Below are 15,548 nucleotides of genomic sequence, written 5' to 3' on the forward strand. Positions count from 1 at the left end.
CCGAATCTGTCGGTAATGGAACCACCGGCAGACGACAGGTCGGTCGGTCGACGTGCGGTGCTGGCCGGGATCGCCGGCCTGAGCGCAGGCGCGGCCGCCACGACCGGCGCCTCGGCGGCCAGCGGGCTGACGACTACCCAGTCGACACCCGAACTGACGGTCCTGACGCGCAACGTCTACCTCGGCGTCGACCTCTTTCGCCTGTTCGACGCGCGCTCGCTCGACGACGTGCGACGGATCGCCGGGGAGTTGCTGGACGAGGTCGATCCCGGACTCGTCAGGGCGCGGGCCGACGCCATCGCGGCCGAGATCGAGGCCGCCGGCGCGGACGCCGTGGCCCTCCAGGAGGCCGCCACGCTCCGTGTCCAGCGCCCGAGCGACTTCGGGACGGACTCCTCGGAGCCCGCCGAGACCGTCGTCGTCGACCTCTTGGCTGCGGTCCAGTCGGCACTGTCCGAGCGCGGGCTGGCGTACGAGGTGGCCGCCTCGACCGTCACGACGGACGTGGAACTCCCCGCGGACACCGACGACGGGACGGCCGACGTGCGCCTCACCGACCGCGACGCCGTGCTGGTCCGGAGTGATCTGGACGCCACGGCGACCGCGAGCGGGACCTTCGAGGCGGCGTTTAGCGTGCCAGCGCTGATTCCCGGCCTCGGTGGGCTGGCGGTCCGACGCGGGTTCTGTGCCGCGGACGTGACGGTGGCCGGCGAGACGGTCACCGTCGTCTCGACGCATCTCTCGTCGGTCTCGTCGTCACTCCGCGGCCAGCAGGCGGCGGAGTTGCTCGCCCAGTTGCCGACCGACCGGCCGGTGATCGTCGGCGGCGACTTCAACAGCGGCCCCGGCTCGGACACGGCGGCCTACGAGCGGCTGACGGCCGAACTGACCGATGCCTACGCCGCGCGCCATCCCGACCGGGACGGGTTCACCTGCTGTCAGGCGGCGGGGCTTCGGAACGCCGAGTCGCGGCTGGACAGTCGCATCGACGGCCTCCTCGTCCGCGGCGACGTGTCCGCGACGGCGGCCAGCCGCGTCGGGCACCGCGCGTCGGATCGGATCGCCTACCGGGCCGAGGGGGAGACGATACGGGTCTGGCCCTCGGATCACGCCGGCGTCGTCGGGACGTTCGCGCTCGCGGCGTCGGCGTCGGTCGGGACCGCGACGGCGACCGAGACGGCGAGGCGGGCAGGGACGACCGCGCGGAACGGTTCGGCACCGGACGCGACAGCTGGCACGGGGCCGGGGCTGGGCGTCCTCGCGGCGCTGGCGGGGGTCGCCGGTGGTATCGCCGGCCGGCTGTGGCGGGCGTGAGTCGGTTCGGTGCCACGGCGGACGAAACGGCGACCACGTTTTTACGAAGTGGACGGCTACGGGTGGCCTATGGAGAGTCGAAGTCGGTCCGTCGCGGTCGTCGGAGCCGTGGCCGTGCTCCTCGTCCTCGCGGGCTGTAGCGGTGTCCCTGGCGACGCGACGCCGACGCCGGACGCCTCGGGGTATCACGAACCGGCGAGCGAGTACCTGCTGACGGCGGCGGAGTTCACCAACTGGGAGGGGAACGGCACGCGCGCGCCGGGGGCGACGCCCGCGGGGATGGAGTCCGGGCGGGTCCTCGAACTGCGAAACGGGAGTTCGAACCTCCAGATCGCGCTGCTGGTGTTCGAGTCGCCCGCGGACGCGCGGGCCTTCCTGGCCGCCCAGCGCGAGACCTACCGGGAAGACGGGATCAACGCGACGAACGTGAGCGTCGGGGACCGGGCGTTCGGGGTCACGTCGCTGACCGAGACGGCCGTCAACGCACAGCAGGCGAACGTGTACGTGCAGGTGACCGGGACCGTGCCGCTGAACGCGTCCGAACAGTACGCCCGGGCGCAGTTGCGGGCGGTCACCGACCGGTAGTCCACACCCCCTGCTCGCGGTCCATGAGTGTCACGACGGCGACGTGTGGCAGCGTCAGCACGGCGATGAGGACGAGATAGAGCCCGACCCAGCCCAGGATGTCGGCGGGTGGGTTCGGGACCAGCAGGGAGAACCCCCCCAGCAACGCGATCGACGCCAGCGTCAGCGGCGTGGCTTCCCTGGCGAAACGGGCCAGCGCGGGACGAAGGTGGTGGTCGTCGAGCGCGGCCCGGGAAGTCGGTTCCAGCGGGAGTAGCCGGGCGATGTGGCGGTAGGCGTGCCAGACACAGAAGTAGACGCCGACGGCGAGCACGGGCGGGACGAGGGCGAAGAAGACGACGAGCAACGCGATCTCGCCGGCGTCGACGAACCAGACCGACGGGTCCCGGGCGCGGACGCCCGTCAGCACGAGGTACCCGACGATCACCGCGGCGTAGCCAACGCCGAGTGCGAGTCGGGTGTCGAGGTGAAACACCCAGGCGAGGCTGGCGGTCGAACCCAGTGCGAACAGCGAGATCAGCGCGTCGGCGACCCGGCGGTACCAGTCCGGGAAAAAGAGGAGCGGCACGAGCATCGGCAACCCGCCGCGGACGATTACCGCGAGCGCGCACTCGGCGCGGGTCGAGAGGTACTCGGCGTCGAGGACGGCCAGCAGTGCGTAGAGGTCGCCCTGCCCCCAGTGCGCCCAGGTCAGCAGGATGAAGAAGCCGAACGCGGCCGCGGGGGCGAGAAACCAGACCGCGGCGTACGCGACCCCGAGGACGCCGTAGAGGGCGAACACGCCGGCGATGGCCCGGAGCGTGGGGTCCCGTCCGCGGACGCGGGGGAGCGCGAGGTGGTCGATCGCGCCGTGTGGCAACCCGAGGACGAGGACGCTGGCGACCAGCGGGACGTACTGGACGACCGGCGGGACGGTGACGCCGAAGCCGAACGGGACGATCAGGGCGGCAGTGACGACCCAGGAGGGCCAGAGGACGCCCCGGGTCAGCGTGGCTCGAACCGAGTCGTCGAGGTCGACGCCGGGGACGGATCGGATCATGAGCCAGTCGGTGTGCGGCGGTTCCAGACCGTCCGGACCTGCTCCCAGCGGTCGGTCACCCACCAGAACAGCAGGAGGCCCTGGACGAGGAAGACGTTCGTCAGGGCGAAAAAGAGCAGTTCCTCGATGGGGAGGCCGAAGATCGCCAGCCCGGTCATGAACGCGTCGTCGAACGTCCAGATGCCGAGTTCGATGGCGATGCGGTCGACGGCCGCGAGGTAGGCGGTGGGGACGCCGACGCCGAGGGCGAGCGTGCGGCGACGCTCCCAGAGGACGGGCCAGCCGAAGGCCCACTGGATGGCCAGGACCGGACTGGCCCACAGCAACAGGGTTCCGAGGTAGTAGGTCGACTCGGCGAGAAAGAACAGCCCGAGGGCGGCGACGAGGCCGCCGCCGAGCAGGCCCAGCGCGCGCTGGGGGACGGAGATCCCGAACTCGTAGTCGCTCGCGGTCGGGAGCCGCGCGAGCCAGAGACTCGTCAGCACGGGCTGGAGGACGAAAAAGAGGTACTCCTCGATGGGGGCGTGCCAGATCCGGAAGGCGACGGTCCCCTCGCCGTAGGCCCAGACGCCGGTGGCGATGAGGTGGTTGTCCCACGGCGTCGTGTAGACGACGGCGACGACCGCGAGTACGGCGACGCCCAGCGGGCCGGCGTAGGGGCGCTCGACGGGCCCGGCGAGGACGAGCAAGGCGACGAGTGGCGGCAGGACGAACAGGAGATGAAACTCCAGATACGTGAGCGCGGCGAGGGCGACCCCGGCACTCATCGGGGCCGGCCTCCCCGGGACGGGCTGTCGGATCGAGTCATAGTGGTGGTATCCAGGGCGGATCGGTTAGTGGTTTGTGTGGTATCGGTCGGTGCCGTGTACGAAAAAACCGCACCGCGGTCGGTGGTTAGTCGGCGGCGGCCGCTTCGGGTTCGGCGGTGCCGGTCGTGGCCTGGTCGAGGACGCCCCGGCTCCGGAGCAGCAGGAAGCCGAAGCCGACCTTGGCCAGCACGTCGAGCACCATGAACGCGGCCGTCTCGTAGTACAGCGGGACGAGGCCGAGGCCTTCGGTCCCGACGATCCACACGACGGGATAGGCCAGCCACAGCAGGATCACCACGTTCCTGAGCGTGCTGAACAGGTTGCCCACGTCACCAGGCATGTCCGATGCCTGGGCGGTCAGTCTGCTGACGAGGATGTACAGCAGGACCAGGAAGAAGCCACAGCTGATACCCCACCAGGCGATCCGCATCGCCTGGCTCGCGGTGGTCAGCGCGGCGACGAGGCCAGTGATGATCATCCCAACGTCCAGTCCGACGAGCGTCGCGATCGTGTTGCGGTCGGCCCCGGCGAGCAGTGCCAGGTCGATCAACAGCAGCGGCGTGGTGAACAGCCAGTCGGCGTACCGAGCCCAGTAGATGTCGAGCACCTCACCGGCCACTGTCACCTCCGTCAGGCCGTATCCCATGGCCATCGAAAAGTACGACACGGCTGCGATGGCCGGGATAAATATCGTTATTATATAGAACTCCTGTTTCTGTTCGTCCGTTTCGTTCCAACCCATGCCGATAAACGCCAACGTACCCAGCGCCATCAGTGCGGTACCAATCCACAGCCAAACGCTCTCCGGACCAGGTTGTGGCATGATGCACTGTATAATTAGATTTAGATAGTTAAAACATCCTTGCCCAACCAGTTGGGGTTGCGGAGTAGAGAGTCTGAAAATAGAGAAGCGGGCATTGTTCCGAACCCGAGCGGCAAGAATAGATCGACAGCCGTGTTGCCATCGACTCGGCGTGTCCGTGCCGACCGGCACACGACCGGCCCACGACGGGGGACCACTGGATGACCGAAGCTAGACCCCTGTCAGCGTCCGTGCGTGGTTCGTCCTCGCCGAGTACGGGTGTATTTCGCCGCCTGTGCGCGCCTGTAACACAGACACAGACGCGAGGTGGTGTTACGTACTCGGCCGTGGACGCTTCGGATGCGATGGCGACTGAAACAGATACGGTGATCGAACGTGGAACGGGGCTGGAAGATTGGCAGGCCGGCGTCGCGGGTGGCGTCGTCGGTGCGGCGGTGATGGCGGCGCTGATCGTCGCGATGAACCCGCCGACGATCACGGCGGCGATCCCGGCGCTGTACGGACTCTCGGGTGGCATCGCGGGCGTTACCGTCCACGTCGCACACGGAGCGGTGCTGGGCGTCGCGTTCGCGGCGCTCCTGCGGTTCGCGCCGATTCCCGACGACTCGGCGGCCGCCGTTGTCGGGACGGGGCTGGCCTGGGGTGTCGTGACGTGGATCGCCCTCGCGGCGCTCGTGATGCCGGTGTGGCTGGGTGCGGTCGGGTTCCCGAAGGCACCGCCGCTGCCCAACTTCGCGATCCCGAGTCTCGTGTGGCACGTCGTGTACGGCGGCGTCCTCGGCGTCGTCTACGCGGCCCTGCGCTGAGTCCCCGCCGCACAGCCTCGGGCACACCGACGACAACAGGAATTTAACCCCCAACCGTCTCTGCCCGGGTATGGAGCCGCCGGGCGCTGAGACGGTCGTCGTCCGCTACGGAGACATGAGTACGAAGAGCAGTCGCGTCCGTCGCGGGATGGAAAAACGCCTGGTCGAGAACATCGAGGCCCTGCTGGCCGACCGCGGCGTCGACGGCGACGTGGAGCGGCGGCCCACCAGACCGCTCGTGTGGACCGACGAGCCAACGGCGGCCGCCGCGGTCGCCGCCGACGCGTTCGGTGTCGTCTCGACCAGCCCGGCCCGGTCGCTCCCGCCCGAACCCGACCCGATCCTCGACGCCATGGCCGAGGCCGCACAGGCCCACTACGACGGCGGGAGTTTCGCCGTCAACGCGCGGCGCGCGGGCGACACCTTCCCGATGGACAGCGAGGACCTCGGCCGCGAGGGGGGGCAGGCGATCTGGGACGCCGTCGAAAGCGACTTCGAGCCGGAAGTGGACCTGGACGATCCGGACTTCACCGTCAACGTGGAGGTCCGCGAGGACGCGGCCTTCCTGTACCTCGACGAGATTCCGGGGCCGGGCGGCCTCCCGCTGGGGAGCCAGCGCCCGGTCGTCGCGCTGGTCAGCGGCGGGATCGACTCGCCCGTGGCGGCCTACGAGATCATGCGGAAGGGCTGTCCCGTCGTCCCCGTGTACGTCGACCTCGGGGAGTACGGCGGCCAGGACCACCGCGCTCGGGCCGTCGAGACGGTCCGAACGCTCGGCTCGTACGCGCCGAACTTCCGGGAATCCCTTCGAGTCGTCCCCGGCGGCGAGACGGTCGAACTGCTCGCCGACGAACTCGAACAGGGGCGGATGCTGGCCTTCCGCCGGTTCTGTCTCGCGGTCGCCGAGGAGATCGCCCTCGACGCGGGCGCGGCCGGGATCGTCACCGGCGAGGCCATCGGGCAGAAGTCGAGCCAGACCACGCAGAACCTCAGCGTCACCGATCCGATCACCGACCTGCCCGTGTTCCGCCCCCTCCTGACGATGGACAAGAACGTCATCACCGAACGGGCCAAGGAGATCGGAACGTTCACCGACTCGACGATTCCGGCGGGCTGTAACCGCTTCGCGCCCGTCCAGGCCGAGACCAACGCACGACTGGACCGACTCCGCGAGCTGGAACCCGACGACCTCCGGGAGCGCGCGCGCGAGGCCGTCGCCGACCTCGAACTGGTCGAGCCCTGACCTTTTTGTCCGAAAGCGGGACCAGCCCGGCCCGTGACCACCGTGGGACAGCGCGCACTCGTCGCCTACGAACGGACGAACGGTCGGTACGACCTCCACTACGCACACTGGGGCGCCCACGAGTGGCTCCTGGCGGCGTCGCTCGCCGCTATCCGGCCGGGGAACCGGTTCGATCCCACCGACGGGAGCGGCTCGCTCACCGGCGTCGATCCGGACCCGCTGGCGACCGACCGCTCCTTCGAGGACCTCCTGGCCAGCCACGTCGACTGGCAGACCTACGACGCCTGCTACGTCGTCGCGACCGACGGAAGCGTCCAGCCGTATCTCGCGGCGTGGTTCGGCCTGCCGGGTCACGATACGGTCCGTCCCCGGGACGGCGCACTGGTCGGCGTCGACCCCGAGCGCGTGGAACGGGACGGGGAGTTCCTGCGGGGCCGCGTCGCCGGGCTGAAAGCCGCCACGCTCGCGATGGTCCGGGACGACCGCCTGTCGCTCCCGACGGCCCGCTCGTTTCTGGCCAGCGAGGTCCGATCCTGGCACGCCGAGGGCCGGACGGTCCACCTCGGGCCGGACGCTGATCCGACGGGGTGGGACGACTGACAGGGTTCAGTCTCGACGCGCTTATCCGCCGACCGCGACTACAGTCGGGCAGTGACAGACACGGGTGACGGGAGTGTGGACGCCGAGGACGCGGCCGCAGTGACGACACTCGCGAGTCCGACGCCCGCCGACGCGCGGCACGCCATCGCCGCGGCCATCGAGCGCGAGGACGTAATCTCGGTCTTCGGCACCTGTACGGTGGAGTACGAGGGCCGGGCGTCGAGCCACCTCGGCCCGGGCGACCGGCTCGTCGTCTGCAAGCCCGACGGGACGACGCTGGTCCACACCGACGAGGGCCACCAGCCCGTGAACTGGCAACCGCCGGGCTCGACCCAGGCGGCCCGGCTGACCGACGGCCGCCTCGAGCTCCACAGCCTGCGCTCGACGCCCGAGGAGGAGTTGCTGGTCCGCTTCGAGGAGATCCTGCAGGTCACCGCCTACGACGTGACCGACGAGCGGGAACTTGCCCTCGAAGGCACCGAGGAAGACCTCCGGGAGCGCATCCTCGACGACCCCGGACTCGTCGAGACTGGTTTCAGTCCGCTGGCGACCGAGCGGGAGACGCCCGCGGGCGCGGTGGACATCTTCGGCGAGGACGACCAGGGGCGGCGGGTCGTCGTGGAGTTGAAACGCAGGCGGGTCGGGCCGGACGCGGTGGGGCAACTCGGCCGCTACGTCGACGCCCTGGAGCGGGACCTCCACGCCGACGCCGACGTGCGCGGGATACTGGTCGCGCCCTCGGTGACCGACCGGGCGCGGCGACTGCTCGCCGAGCAGGGCATGGAGTTCGTGGCGCTGGAACCCGATCCCGAACGCTGAGCGGTGTTCCGACAGCCCCCTCGATTACTCGTCCTCGACCTGTTCCTGTAGCTCCTGTAACAGCGCCAGCGCCTCCATCGGCGTCGTCGTCGCGAGGTTCTGCTCCCGGATCGTCTCGGCCAGCCCGGCGTCCGGGTCGCCCGCGCTCGGTGCACCGCCGTTCTCCCCGCTCGTCGCGGTCGGCCGATGCCCGTTCGTCGCCTTCTTTCCGCCGTGGGCATCTTTCGACTCGTCCGCGTCGAGCAGTTCCCGGGATCGGTCGACGACGGCGTCCGGAATCCCGGCCTCGCGGGCGACCTCGACGCCGTAGGAGGCGGCGGCGGGCCCCTCACGGATCTCGTGGTCGAACACGACATCTCGCCCGTCCTGATCCGCCGCGAAGTGCAGGTTGAACACGCCGTCGAGGTCGTCGGCGGCGTCGGTGAGTTCGTGGTGGTGGGTGGCGAACAGTGTCCGTGCGCCGATCTCGTCGTGAATGTGCTCGGTCACGGCGCGGGCGATAGCGAGGCCGTCGGTGGTGCTGGTCCCCCGGCCCACCTCGTCCAGCAGGATCAGCGAGCGGTCGGTGGCACTGTCCAGAATCTCGGCGAGTTCGGTCATCTCGACCATGAACGTCGACTTCCCGCCGGCGATGTCGTCGCTGGCCCCGACGCGAGTGAACACCCGGTCGACCAGCGAGAGGCGGGCGTCGGCGGCAGGGACGAAGCTCCCGGCCTGGGCCAGGAGCTGGATCAGCGCCACCTGGCGCATGTAGGTGGACTTCCCGCTCATGTTGGGGCCGGTGAGAACGGCGAAGCAGTTCTCGGCGTCGAGGCTGGTGTCGTTCGGGACGAACGACTCCTGCGTGCGCTCGACGACGGGGTGGCGACCGCCCTCGATCTCGGTTCGTTTCGGGTCGTCGACGAACGCGGGGCGGGCGTAGTCGTACTCGGCGGCGACGGTGGCGAACGAAACCAGCACGTCCAGTCGGGCGAGCGTGTCGGCCAGCGCCTGGACGCGCTCGGACTCGGCGGCGACCGTGTCCCGGACCTCCCGAAACAGGTCGTATTCGAGGTCGTCGGCCCGCTGTTCGGCCTGGATGATCTCGTCCTCGCGGGCTTTGAGTTCGGGCGTGTAGAACCGTTCGGAGTTCTTCAGCGTCTGGCGGCGCGTGTAGTCGTCGGGCACCGAATCGAGGTTGGCGTTGGTCACCTCGATGTAGTAACCGTGGACGGAGTTGTGGCCCACCTTCAGCGAGTCGATCCCCGTCCGTTCGCGTTCCTGTGCCTCCAGCGAGTCGATCCACTCCTTGCCGGAGCGTTCGGTCTCTCTGAGGTCGTCCAGTCGCTCGTCGTACCCCTCGGCGATGACGCCGCCCTCGGTGACCTCGATGGGTGGTTCCGCGCGAATCGCCCGCCCGATCAGGTCCCGGACCTCGTCGAGCGCGTCGAGGTCGGCCCGGATCTCCCGGAGCGTGGCGCAGTCGGCGTCGGCCAGCGCGGCCTCGATTTCGGGCACCACGTCGAGGGTGTCTTTCAGCGACCGGAGGTCGCGGGCGTTGGCCCGGGCGCGCGAGACCCGCGATATCAGCCGCTCCACGTCGTACACGTCCCGCAGGAGATCGTGGAGGCGCTCGCGGGTCCGTACGTCGCCGGCGAGTTCGCCGACGGCGTCCTGGCGGGCCTCGATGGCCTCGCGCTCGATCAGCGGTCGCCGGAGCCAGTCTTTCAGCTCGCGGCTCCCCAGCGCGCAGGCGGTCTCGTCCAGCACCTCCACGAGCGTCGCCCCGGCGCGGCCGTGGACCGCACGGCGCTCGAACAGTTCCAGACTCTCAAGGGCCACCCGATCCAGCAGCATGTACTCGCGCGGGTCGTAGCGCGTGACGTGGTTGAGGTAGTCCAGTCGGCCGCGCTCGCCGTCGGTGTCGTCGCCCTCGCTTCCCCGTGTGTACTCCGCGTAGTCCAGCAGGGCTCCGCAGGCCCGGACCTCCGCCGCGTTCCCGAGGACGGTCCCTGGGTCGCCGAAGTACGACCCGACGAGTCGTCGGGGACTCTCGCCCTCGAAGGCAGAACGGTCGTGGGGTGTCACCATGCAGTCGTCGTCGAAGGGACCGGTCGGCGCGTCGGGGCCGACGACAGCCTCGGCGGGGGAAAAGCGGCCGAGTTCGTCGGCGACGGCGGACTCGTCGGTCGTGCTGGTGACGTAGAAATCGCCGGTGGACACGTCAAGCAGGGCGAGGCCGTATCGGTCCCCGGAGCGAGCGAGACAGGCGACGAAGTTGTTGTCGTCGGTCCGGAGGAGTTCGTCTTCGGTGAGCGTGCCGGGCGTGACGATGCGGGTGACCGCGCGGTCGACGACGCCGGTGGTCTCGTCGGGGTCTTGCACCTGATCGGCGACGGCCACGCGGTAGCCCGCGTCCAGCAGCGTCTCGATGTAGCTCTCGGCGTTCTCGATGGGGATACCGGCCATCGGGTACTCGCCGGTCGAGTCCTCCCGCTTGGTGAGCGTGATCTCACAGAGTCGGGACACCCGCTCGGCAGCGTCACAGAAGGCTTCGTAGAAATCCCCCACCTGAAAGAGGACCAGGGAGTCCTCGTAGGCCGAACACAGCTCGAAGTACTGCGACATCATCGGCGTCAGCTCGTCGGCCCTGTCCTGCATCGTCTCGGGTGGGCCAAGCGCCGCGTCCATGGGCGACCGCAGTGTCGCGGGCGGCATATGCCCTCCGGATGGCCAGCGGGCACCGTCGACCGTTCGGGGCGGCCTTCTTGTAGGCCGGGTTCGTACCGCCGGCCATGCGAACGGGCGTGATCGTCGCGGGGGGGTACTCCACGCGGTTCAAGGACGGCGACAAGGCCGTCGCCGACCTCGCGGGCACCCCCATGCTCCGGCGGGTCGCCGACCGCCTCGCGCCCGTAATCGACCGACTGGTCGTCAACTGCCGCCCCGACCAGCGAGCGGCCATCGCGGACGCGCTGGCGGGCTACGACCACCCGGTGACCGTCGCCGAGGACGACGATCCCGACCGGGGGCCGATGACGGGCATCTTGACCGGACTCCGTGCGGTCGAGACCGAGTTCGCCGCCGTCGTGGCCTGTGACATGCCCTTCGTCGCGCCCGCACTGATCGAACACCTCGCCGAGCGGGCGCAGGGCCACGAGGCCGCGGTCCCACGCGTCGACGGGCGTGATCAACCCCTGCAGGCGGTCTACCGGACCGACGCGACCGTCGCGGCCTGCGAGGCCGCACTCGCCCGGGACCAGCGGGCGGTCTTCGCCGCCCTGAACGACCTCGACTGGGTGTTCGTTCCCGAGGCCGAGATCGAGATCCACGCCACGCTGGATTCGCTCCGGAACGTCAACACTCGCGAGGATCTACGGGCGGCGGCCGCCGACCTGGAACAGTGACCTTCGGCCGTGTGAGTGGCCCCCCTCGCTTATGGTGTGTGAGAGAGATGATGACAGGCATGGAGTATTACAACGGTGACCAACTGGCACACATGGGCGACCTGCCGTCGATGGCGGCGGACAGGTACGGGGAGCAAACGGCGTTCGTCTTCCAGGGACTGGAGACGAGTTTCGCGGAGGTAGAGGCCGAAGCCAATCAGGTCGCGAACATGCTCGTCGACCACGGCGTCGAGGCGGGCGACCGCGTCGGGCTGTTCATCCCGAACACGCCGCGATTCCCCAAGAGCTACTTCGGGGCGATCAAGGCCGGCGCGATCCCGGTCCCGCTGAACCTCCGGATGGACCCGGAGACGCTGGCCTTCGTCATTCAGGACGCGGGTATCGACGTACTATTCGGCTCGCCCTTCCTCGCCGACGAGGTCCAAGAGCTGGCGGCGGCCGCCGAGGTCGGGACGCTGTTCCTGCCGGGCGTCTCCAACGACGGCGTGGTCAACTACTCCCACGCCATCGCCGACCACGGGGAGACGTTCGACCGCGAGGCCGAGGGCGTCGACCGCGAGTTCGAGGACGTGGCGGTCCAGCCCTACACCAGCGGGACGACGGGCAAGCCAAAGGGCGTCCAGTTGACCCACGAGAACCTGCTGTCGACCATCGCGGCCTACGACAACGGCGGCCTCCCGCTCGATCCGGACGACACCTTCCTGCTCGTCTTGCCACTGTTCCACATCTACGGGCTGAACGCCCTGCTCGGGTCCGGCCTGTACAGCGGCTCGAAGATGGTGCTGGTCGCCCAGCCCGAACCGGAGCCGATGTTGAACGCGATCCAGAACAACGACGTGACCAACTTCGCGGGCGTGCCCGCGATGTACACGATGATGTTCCGGGAGTACCGCGAGAACCCCGGGGAGTACGACCTCTCCAGTCTCGACTCGGTCACCTGCGCGGCCGCCCCGCTCGCGGACGCGACCCGCCGGGAGATCATGGCGGAGTGGGACGTACCGATGGTCGAGGGCTGGGGGATGACAGAGACGGCACCCGCCGGCACGGTCGAACCCTCGCGTGGCGTCCGGAAGGCCGCCGGCTGTGTCGGGCCCGTGCTGGACGACGTGGAGATCAAACTCGTCGATCCCGACACGAGGGAGACGAAACTCACGACCGACCAGCTGGAGCCGTTCCCGGACGACGACATCGACTTCGAGGACGAGGAATCGGTCACCGGCGAGATCGCGATCCGGGGCCCCAACGTCTTCGAGGGCTACTACAACCGCCCCGAGAAGAACGAACAGGTGTTCGACGACGAGGGCTACTTCTACACGAAAGACATCGCCCGCGTCGACGAGGACGGCTACTTCTGGATCGTCGACCGCGCCGACGACATGATCATCGCCGGCGGGGAGAACATCTACCCCGCGGAGGTCGAGGACGCCCTCTACGAACACCCCGACGTGGAGGAGGCCGCCGTGGTCGGCGCACCTCACGAGGTGAAGGGTGAAGCCCCCGTCGCGTACGTCGTCCTCGCGGAGGGGGCCGAGGTGAGCGAACAGGGACTCCGGGAGTTCACGCTGGATTACGTGCCGTCCTACGCCCACCCGCGCCGGGTGTTCTTCGTGGACGAACTCCCACGGAGTGCCACCCAGAAGGTCCAGCGGTACAAGCTAGAGGAGGAGACGGAAGATCGACTGAGCGAACCGCTTCGCTCCGAGGACGAGGACCTGTAGTCGGAACAGTTTCCGGCGAATTTCGTTCCGGGCGTCACGCGGAGGCACCGGAGTGGCTACCGACGGTTCCGGTACCGATACTGAACGAGATATCGACGGTCTCTGCACCACCCCTGAGGACCGGTCGTTTGCTCGTCCCGTCGTCCTCGAACTCGATCACACCCAGTGACTCCAGTTCTTTCAGGTTCCGATGGACTTCCCTGTAGTCGCGATCGACAACCTCGGCAGTCTGCCGGATGCTCTCGGGTTGCTCGTTCACGATCGCTTCTAGCAGCGTCAGGTTCGACGTTCGCATGAGGCGTTCGACCTCGCCGAAGTCCTCGAAGTTCAGGATGAACCGGGCATCCTGTTCGATCTCCTCGCCGCGCTCGCCGGCCTCCGCTTTTCGCAGGCGGTCCCGGGCCGCATCGGCGTGTTCGTCGGCCTGTCCAAACGTGATTTTCAGCGTGTCCGTGGTCATGGTAGATCCTCGATTTCGGTCGTGAAACGGTCCCGGAGTGCCAGCATACCGGGGAACTCGATCTCCTCGATACCGTCGGGCGTGTGTCGCTCGTGACGACCCGGCGTCCGGTTCTCGTTGTCGTATCGGAGGATGGTGCCACGGCCGTCGGTGTACCCGTAATGGAGCGCGTACCGATACCCACTCGGGAACTTCGAGTCGTCCGTCCGGTAGATTTTCCGCCGGACGACCAGGTTACCGTCGCGGTCCTCGACATCCTCGATGACCTCGTGGCCCATCTCGTACTATGGTATAACCCCCATCACCTTGAACTATGGGATCAGAACCATCACTCCCGAATTCGCGTCCGGTCTGTCGTCGGGTAGGCATCTGTAGGGACCGAACGGGCACACTGTACACGAGGGATACCTAACTGCCCTCGACCAGCCGTCGCAACTGCTCGGGCGGGACGGCCCCGCGGGCGGCGTACCCGTCGTAGCCGAACGTCGGCACGCCAGTGACGCCCTGTCGCTTCGCGTCGTCGAACAGCGTGCGGACGCGCTCGCGGAGGGCCTCGTCGTCGAGGGCCGCGCGAACGTCGTCGGGATCGACGCCGGCCTCCTCGGCAAGGTCGGTCAGCACGTCGGGATCGCCGATGTCACGGCCCTCGGTCCAGAGCGCCTCGAAGATGGCCCAGTCGAAGTCCAGCCACGTGTCGTAGTCGTACTCGTCGCGCACGCGGACCGAGGCGATTTGAGCGTTCAGCGAGTCGATGTCGCGGGAGAGGTCCAGTTCCATCTCCACGTCGTACTGCTCTTGGAGGCGGCGGACGTTCTCTTTGGCCTGTTCGTAGTAGTCCTCGTCTTTACCGTCGTCCACGTCGTGGTCGATGCTCCCGTCGGGGTTGCGCTTGCCCGCCCGGAGGTCGAAGGGGTGCCAGTCGATCACGAGGTCGTCCTCGCGCTCGTCCTGGTACTGGGCCAGCGAGTGCCGGCCGAGATAGCAGAACGGACAGACGTAGTCGGAGTAGACGGTGATTCGCTCGTCGCCGGTGGTGTCGGACATATAGCCGTTCGAGGACCTTGAAACGGGAAAGGCGCACGGTTCGGGACCGAGCGGGCGGCGACGACGCGTCACCGGTGGTCAGGCGCTCGATTCGCCCTCCTCGCCGAGGAATTTGAGTACCGTGCCGAGTCGGACGACGACACGTTCGAGCGCGACGGGCGCGACGGTCACCAGCGACACGAAGCCAGCCATCGCGTTGACCGCGGGCGTCATCCCGGCCTCGGCGTTGCGCCACACGTCGTACAGGTAGGAGGTCAGAAAGACGAGCGGAAGCAGGCCCTGGAACAGCGCACGGACGAGCGTCTGGTACAGCGCCCAGAACGGTCCGTCGGTCGAGAACCACCAGATGAGCGGGAGCGCGAGCAGGACGGCAGCCGAGAGAACGGCGACGACCGTGGCGATACTTCCCACCCACGAGAAGTCGATTCCCGTCCCCAGCACCAGCGCGTTCACGAGGAACACGAGCAGGACGACCGCACCGCCGACGACGAGATAGGTCGAGAGGGTCGTCGCGCCGAGCAGTTCGAGGAAGGACCCGAGGAAGACCCCCGAGAGGACGGCGAACACGCCGACCAGTGGCGCGGTCTTGTTCCACTCGCCAGTGTCGACCACGGGAACTGCGATGCGTCGCGCGACGGTCGCCAGGAGCAGTCCCACGAGGGGGAGGAGGACGAGCGCGCCCGCCCGGGTCCCGCCGACGCCGCCGTACCAGAACGCGTCGACGAGATCGCCGGCCAGCAGGTCGAAGCCGGCCGCGATGGCGACGGTCCCCAGTGCCGGCACCAGCGACAGGCCGACGATCACGACGGCCACCTTGCCGTCGTAGTCCGGTGCGGTGTCGTCCGTGTACGACGAGAACTCGAAGTAACGTGACATCGCTACTACCTGTTACCTGTTTCGGG

At 68.5% G+C, this 15,548-nt stretch carries 16 protein-coding genes; 8 read left to right on the forward strand and 8 right to left on the reverse strand.

The window, feature by feature from the left end:
• The first annotated feature begins 15 nt into the window (after positions 1-15).
• Together ACOZ4N_RS11420 and ACOZ4N_RS11425 are read left to right on the forward strand one after the other, a co-directional pair.
• Positions 16-1,314, forward strand: coding sequence for an endonuclease/exonuclease/phosphatase family protein (locus tag ACOZ4N_RS11420; protein ID WP_424016504.1), 1,299 nt, complete (start codon positions 16-18; stop codon positions 1,312-1,314).
• Between the two features lie 69 nt (positions 1,315-1,383).
• Positions 1,384-1,899 (forward strand): hypothetical protein, encoded by a 516-nt coding sequence (locus ACOZ4N_RS11425; protein WP_424016505.1) that lies wholly within the window; start codon positions 1,384-1,386, stop codon positions 1,897-1,899.
• Here ACOZ4N_RS11425 and ACOZ4N_RS11430 read toward each other — a convergent pair.
• The 3 genes from ACOZ4N_RS11430 to ACOZ4N_RS11440 form a co-directional block, all read right to left on the reverse strand.
• Positions 1,886-3,001: a Brp/Blh family beta-carotene 15,15'-dioxygenase gene (locus ACOZ4N_RS11430; RefSeq protein WP_424016506.1), complete on the reverse strand. Its 1,116-nt coding sequence runs from the start codon at positions 2,999-3,001 to the stop codon at positions 1,886-1,888. The genes ACOZ4N_RS11425 and ACOZ4N_RS11430 overlap by 14 nt on opposite strands.
• A complete protein-coding gene (locus tag ACOZ4N_RS11435; protein ID WP_424016507.1) occupies positions 2,935-3,705 on the reverse strand; it encodes a lycopene cyclase domain-containing protein in 771 nt (256 codons plus the stop codon). The genes ACOZ4N_RS11430 and ACOZ4N_RS11435 overlap by 67 nt, the downstream gene beginning before the upstream one ends.
• Before the next feature lie 127 nt (positions 3,706-3,832).
• The gene (locus tag ACOZ4N_RS11440) at positions 3,833-4,570 is read right to left on the reverse strand and encodes a bacteriorhodopsin (RefSeq protein WP_424016508.1); all 738 of its coding nucleotides are present in this window, start codon (positions 4,568-4,570) and stop codon (positions 3,833-3,835) included.
• A 344-nt stretch (positions 4,571-4,914) separates the two neighbouring features.
• Here ACOZ4N_RS11440 and ACOZ4N_RS11445 point away from each other — a divergent pair, with 344 nt between their 5' ends.
• From ACOZ4N_RS11445 to nucS, 4 genes are all read left to right on the forward strand, one after another.
• The gene (locus ACOZ4N_RS11445) at positions 4,915-5,376 is read left to right on the forward strand and encodes a DUF6789 family protein (RefSeq protein ID WP_424016509.1); all 462 of its coding nucleotides are present in this window, start codon (positions 4,915-4,917) and stop codon (positions 5,374-5,376) included.
• A gap of 70 nt (positions 5,377-5,446) precedes the next feature.
• The gene (locus ACOZ4N_RS11450) at positions 5,447-6,619 is read left to right on the forward strand and encodes a tRNA sulfurtransferase (protein ID WP_424016510.1); all 1,173 of its coding nucleotides are present in this window, start codon (positions 5,447-5,449) and stop codon (positions 6,617-6,619) included.
• Positions 6,620-6,652: 33 nt separating this feature from the next.
• Positions 6,653-7,219: a DUF6735 family protein gene (locus tag ACOZ4N_RS11455; protein ID WP_424016511.1), complete on the forward strand. Its 567-nt coding sequence runs from the start codon at positions 6,653-6,655 to the stop codon at positions 7,217-7,219.
• A 51-nt stretch (positions 7,220-7,270) separates the two neighbouring features.
• A complete protein-coding gene (gene nucS, locus ACOZ4N_RS11460; RefSeq protein ID WP_424016512.1) occupies positions 7,271-8,038 on the forward strand; it encodes an endonuclease NucS in 768 nt (255 codons plus the stop codon).
• Between the two features lie 24 nt (positions 8,039-8,062).
• Here nucS and mutS read toward each other — a convergent pair whose 3' ends face one another.
• On the reverse strand, positions 8,063-10,708 hold the full coding sequence (gene mutS / locus ACOZ4N_RS11465) for a DNA mismatch repair protein MutS (RefSeq protein ID WP_424016513.1): 2,646 nt from the start codon (positions 10,706-10,708) through the stop codon (positions 8,063-8,065).
• A gap of 104 nt (positions 10,709-10,812) precedes the next feature.
• Between mutS and mobA the strand changes: the two genes are divergently transcribed.
• Together mobA and ACOZ4N_RS11475 are read left to right on the forward strand one after the other, a co-directional pair.
• Positions 10,813-11,424: a molybdenum cofactor guanylyltransferase gene (gene mobA, locus ACOZ4N_RS11470; RefSeq protein WP_424016514.1), complete on the forward strand. Its 612-nt coding sequence runs from the start codon at positions 10,813-10,815 to the stop codon at positions 11,422-11,424.
• A gap of 59 nt (positions 11,425-11,483) precedes the next feature.
• Positions 11,484-13,142 carry a class I adenylate-forming enzyme family protein gene (locus ACOZ4N_RS11475; protein WP_424016515.1) on the forward strand — a complete coding sequence of 553 codons (1,659 nt, stop codon included), beginning with the start codon at positions 11,484-11,486 and terminating at the stop codon, positions 13,140-13,142.
• A gap of 34 nt (positions 13,143-13,176) precedes the next feature.
• Here the strand turns inward: ACOZ4N_RS11475 and ACOZ4N_RS11480 are convergent, their stop codons facing one another.
• The 4 genes from ACOZ4N_RS11480 to ACOZ4N_RS11495 all read right to left on the reverse strand — a co-directional run bounded on the left by ACOZ4N_RS11480 (position 13,177) and on the right by ACOZ4N_RS11495 (position 15,522).
• Positions 13,177-13,602, reverse strand: coding sequence for a transcriptional regulator (locus ACOZ4N_RS11480; RefSeq protein ID WP_424016516.1), 426 nt, complete (start codon positions 13,600-13,602; stop codon positions 13,177-13,179).
• A complete protein-coding gene (locus ACOZ4N_RS11485) occupies positions 13,599-13,880 on the reverse strand; it encodes a toxin-antitoxin system TumE family protein (protein WP_424016517.1) in 282 nt (93 codons plus the stop codon). Before ACOZ4N_RS11485 ends, ACOZ4N_RS11480 begins: the two co-directional genes overlap by 4 nt.
• A 130-nt stretch (positions 13,881-14,010) precedes the next feature.
• Complete coding sequence (locus tag ACOZ4N_RS11490; protein WP_424016518.1) at positions 14,011-14,646, reverse strand: DsbA family oxidoreductase; 636 nt, start codon at positions 14,644-14,646, stop codon at positions 14,011-14,013.
• Between the two features lie 78 nt (positions 14,647-14,724).
• Positions 14,725-15,522, reverse strand: coding sequence for a hypothetical protein (locus ACOZ4N_RS11495; protein WP_424016519.1), 798 nt, complete (start codon positions 15,520-15,522; stop codon positions 14,725-14,727).
• Positions 15,523-15,548 lie beyond the last annotated feature (26 nt).

It is taken from the genome of Halorientalis pallida (genome assembly GCF_049605515.1).
GTDB classification, from domain to species: domain Archaea; phylum Halobacteriota; class Halobacteria; order Halobacteriales; family Haloarculaceae; genus Halorientalis; species Halorientalis pallida_A.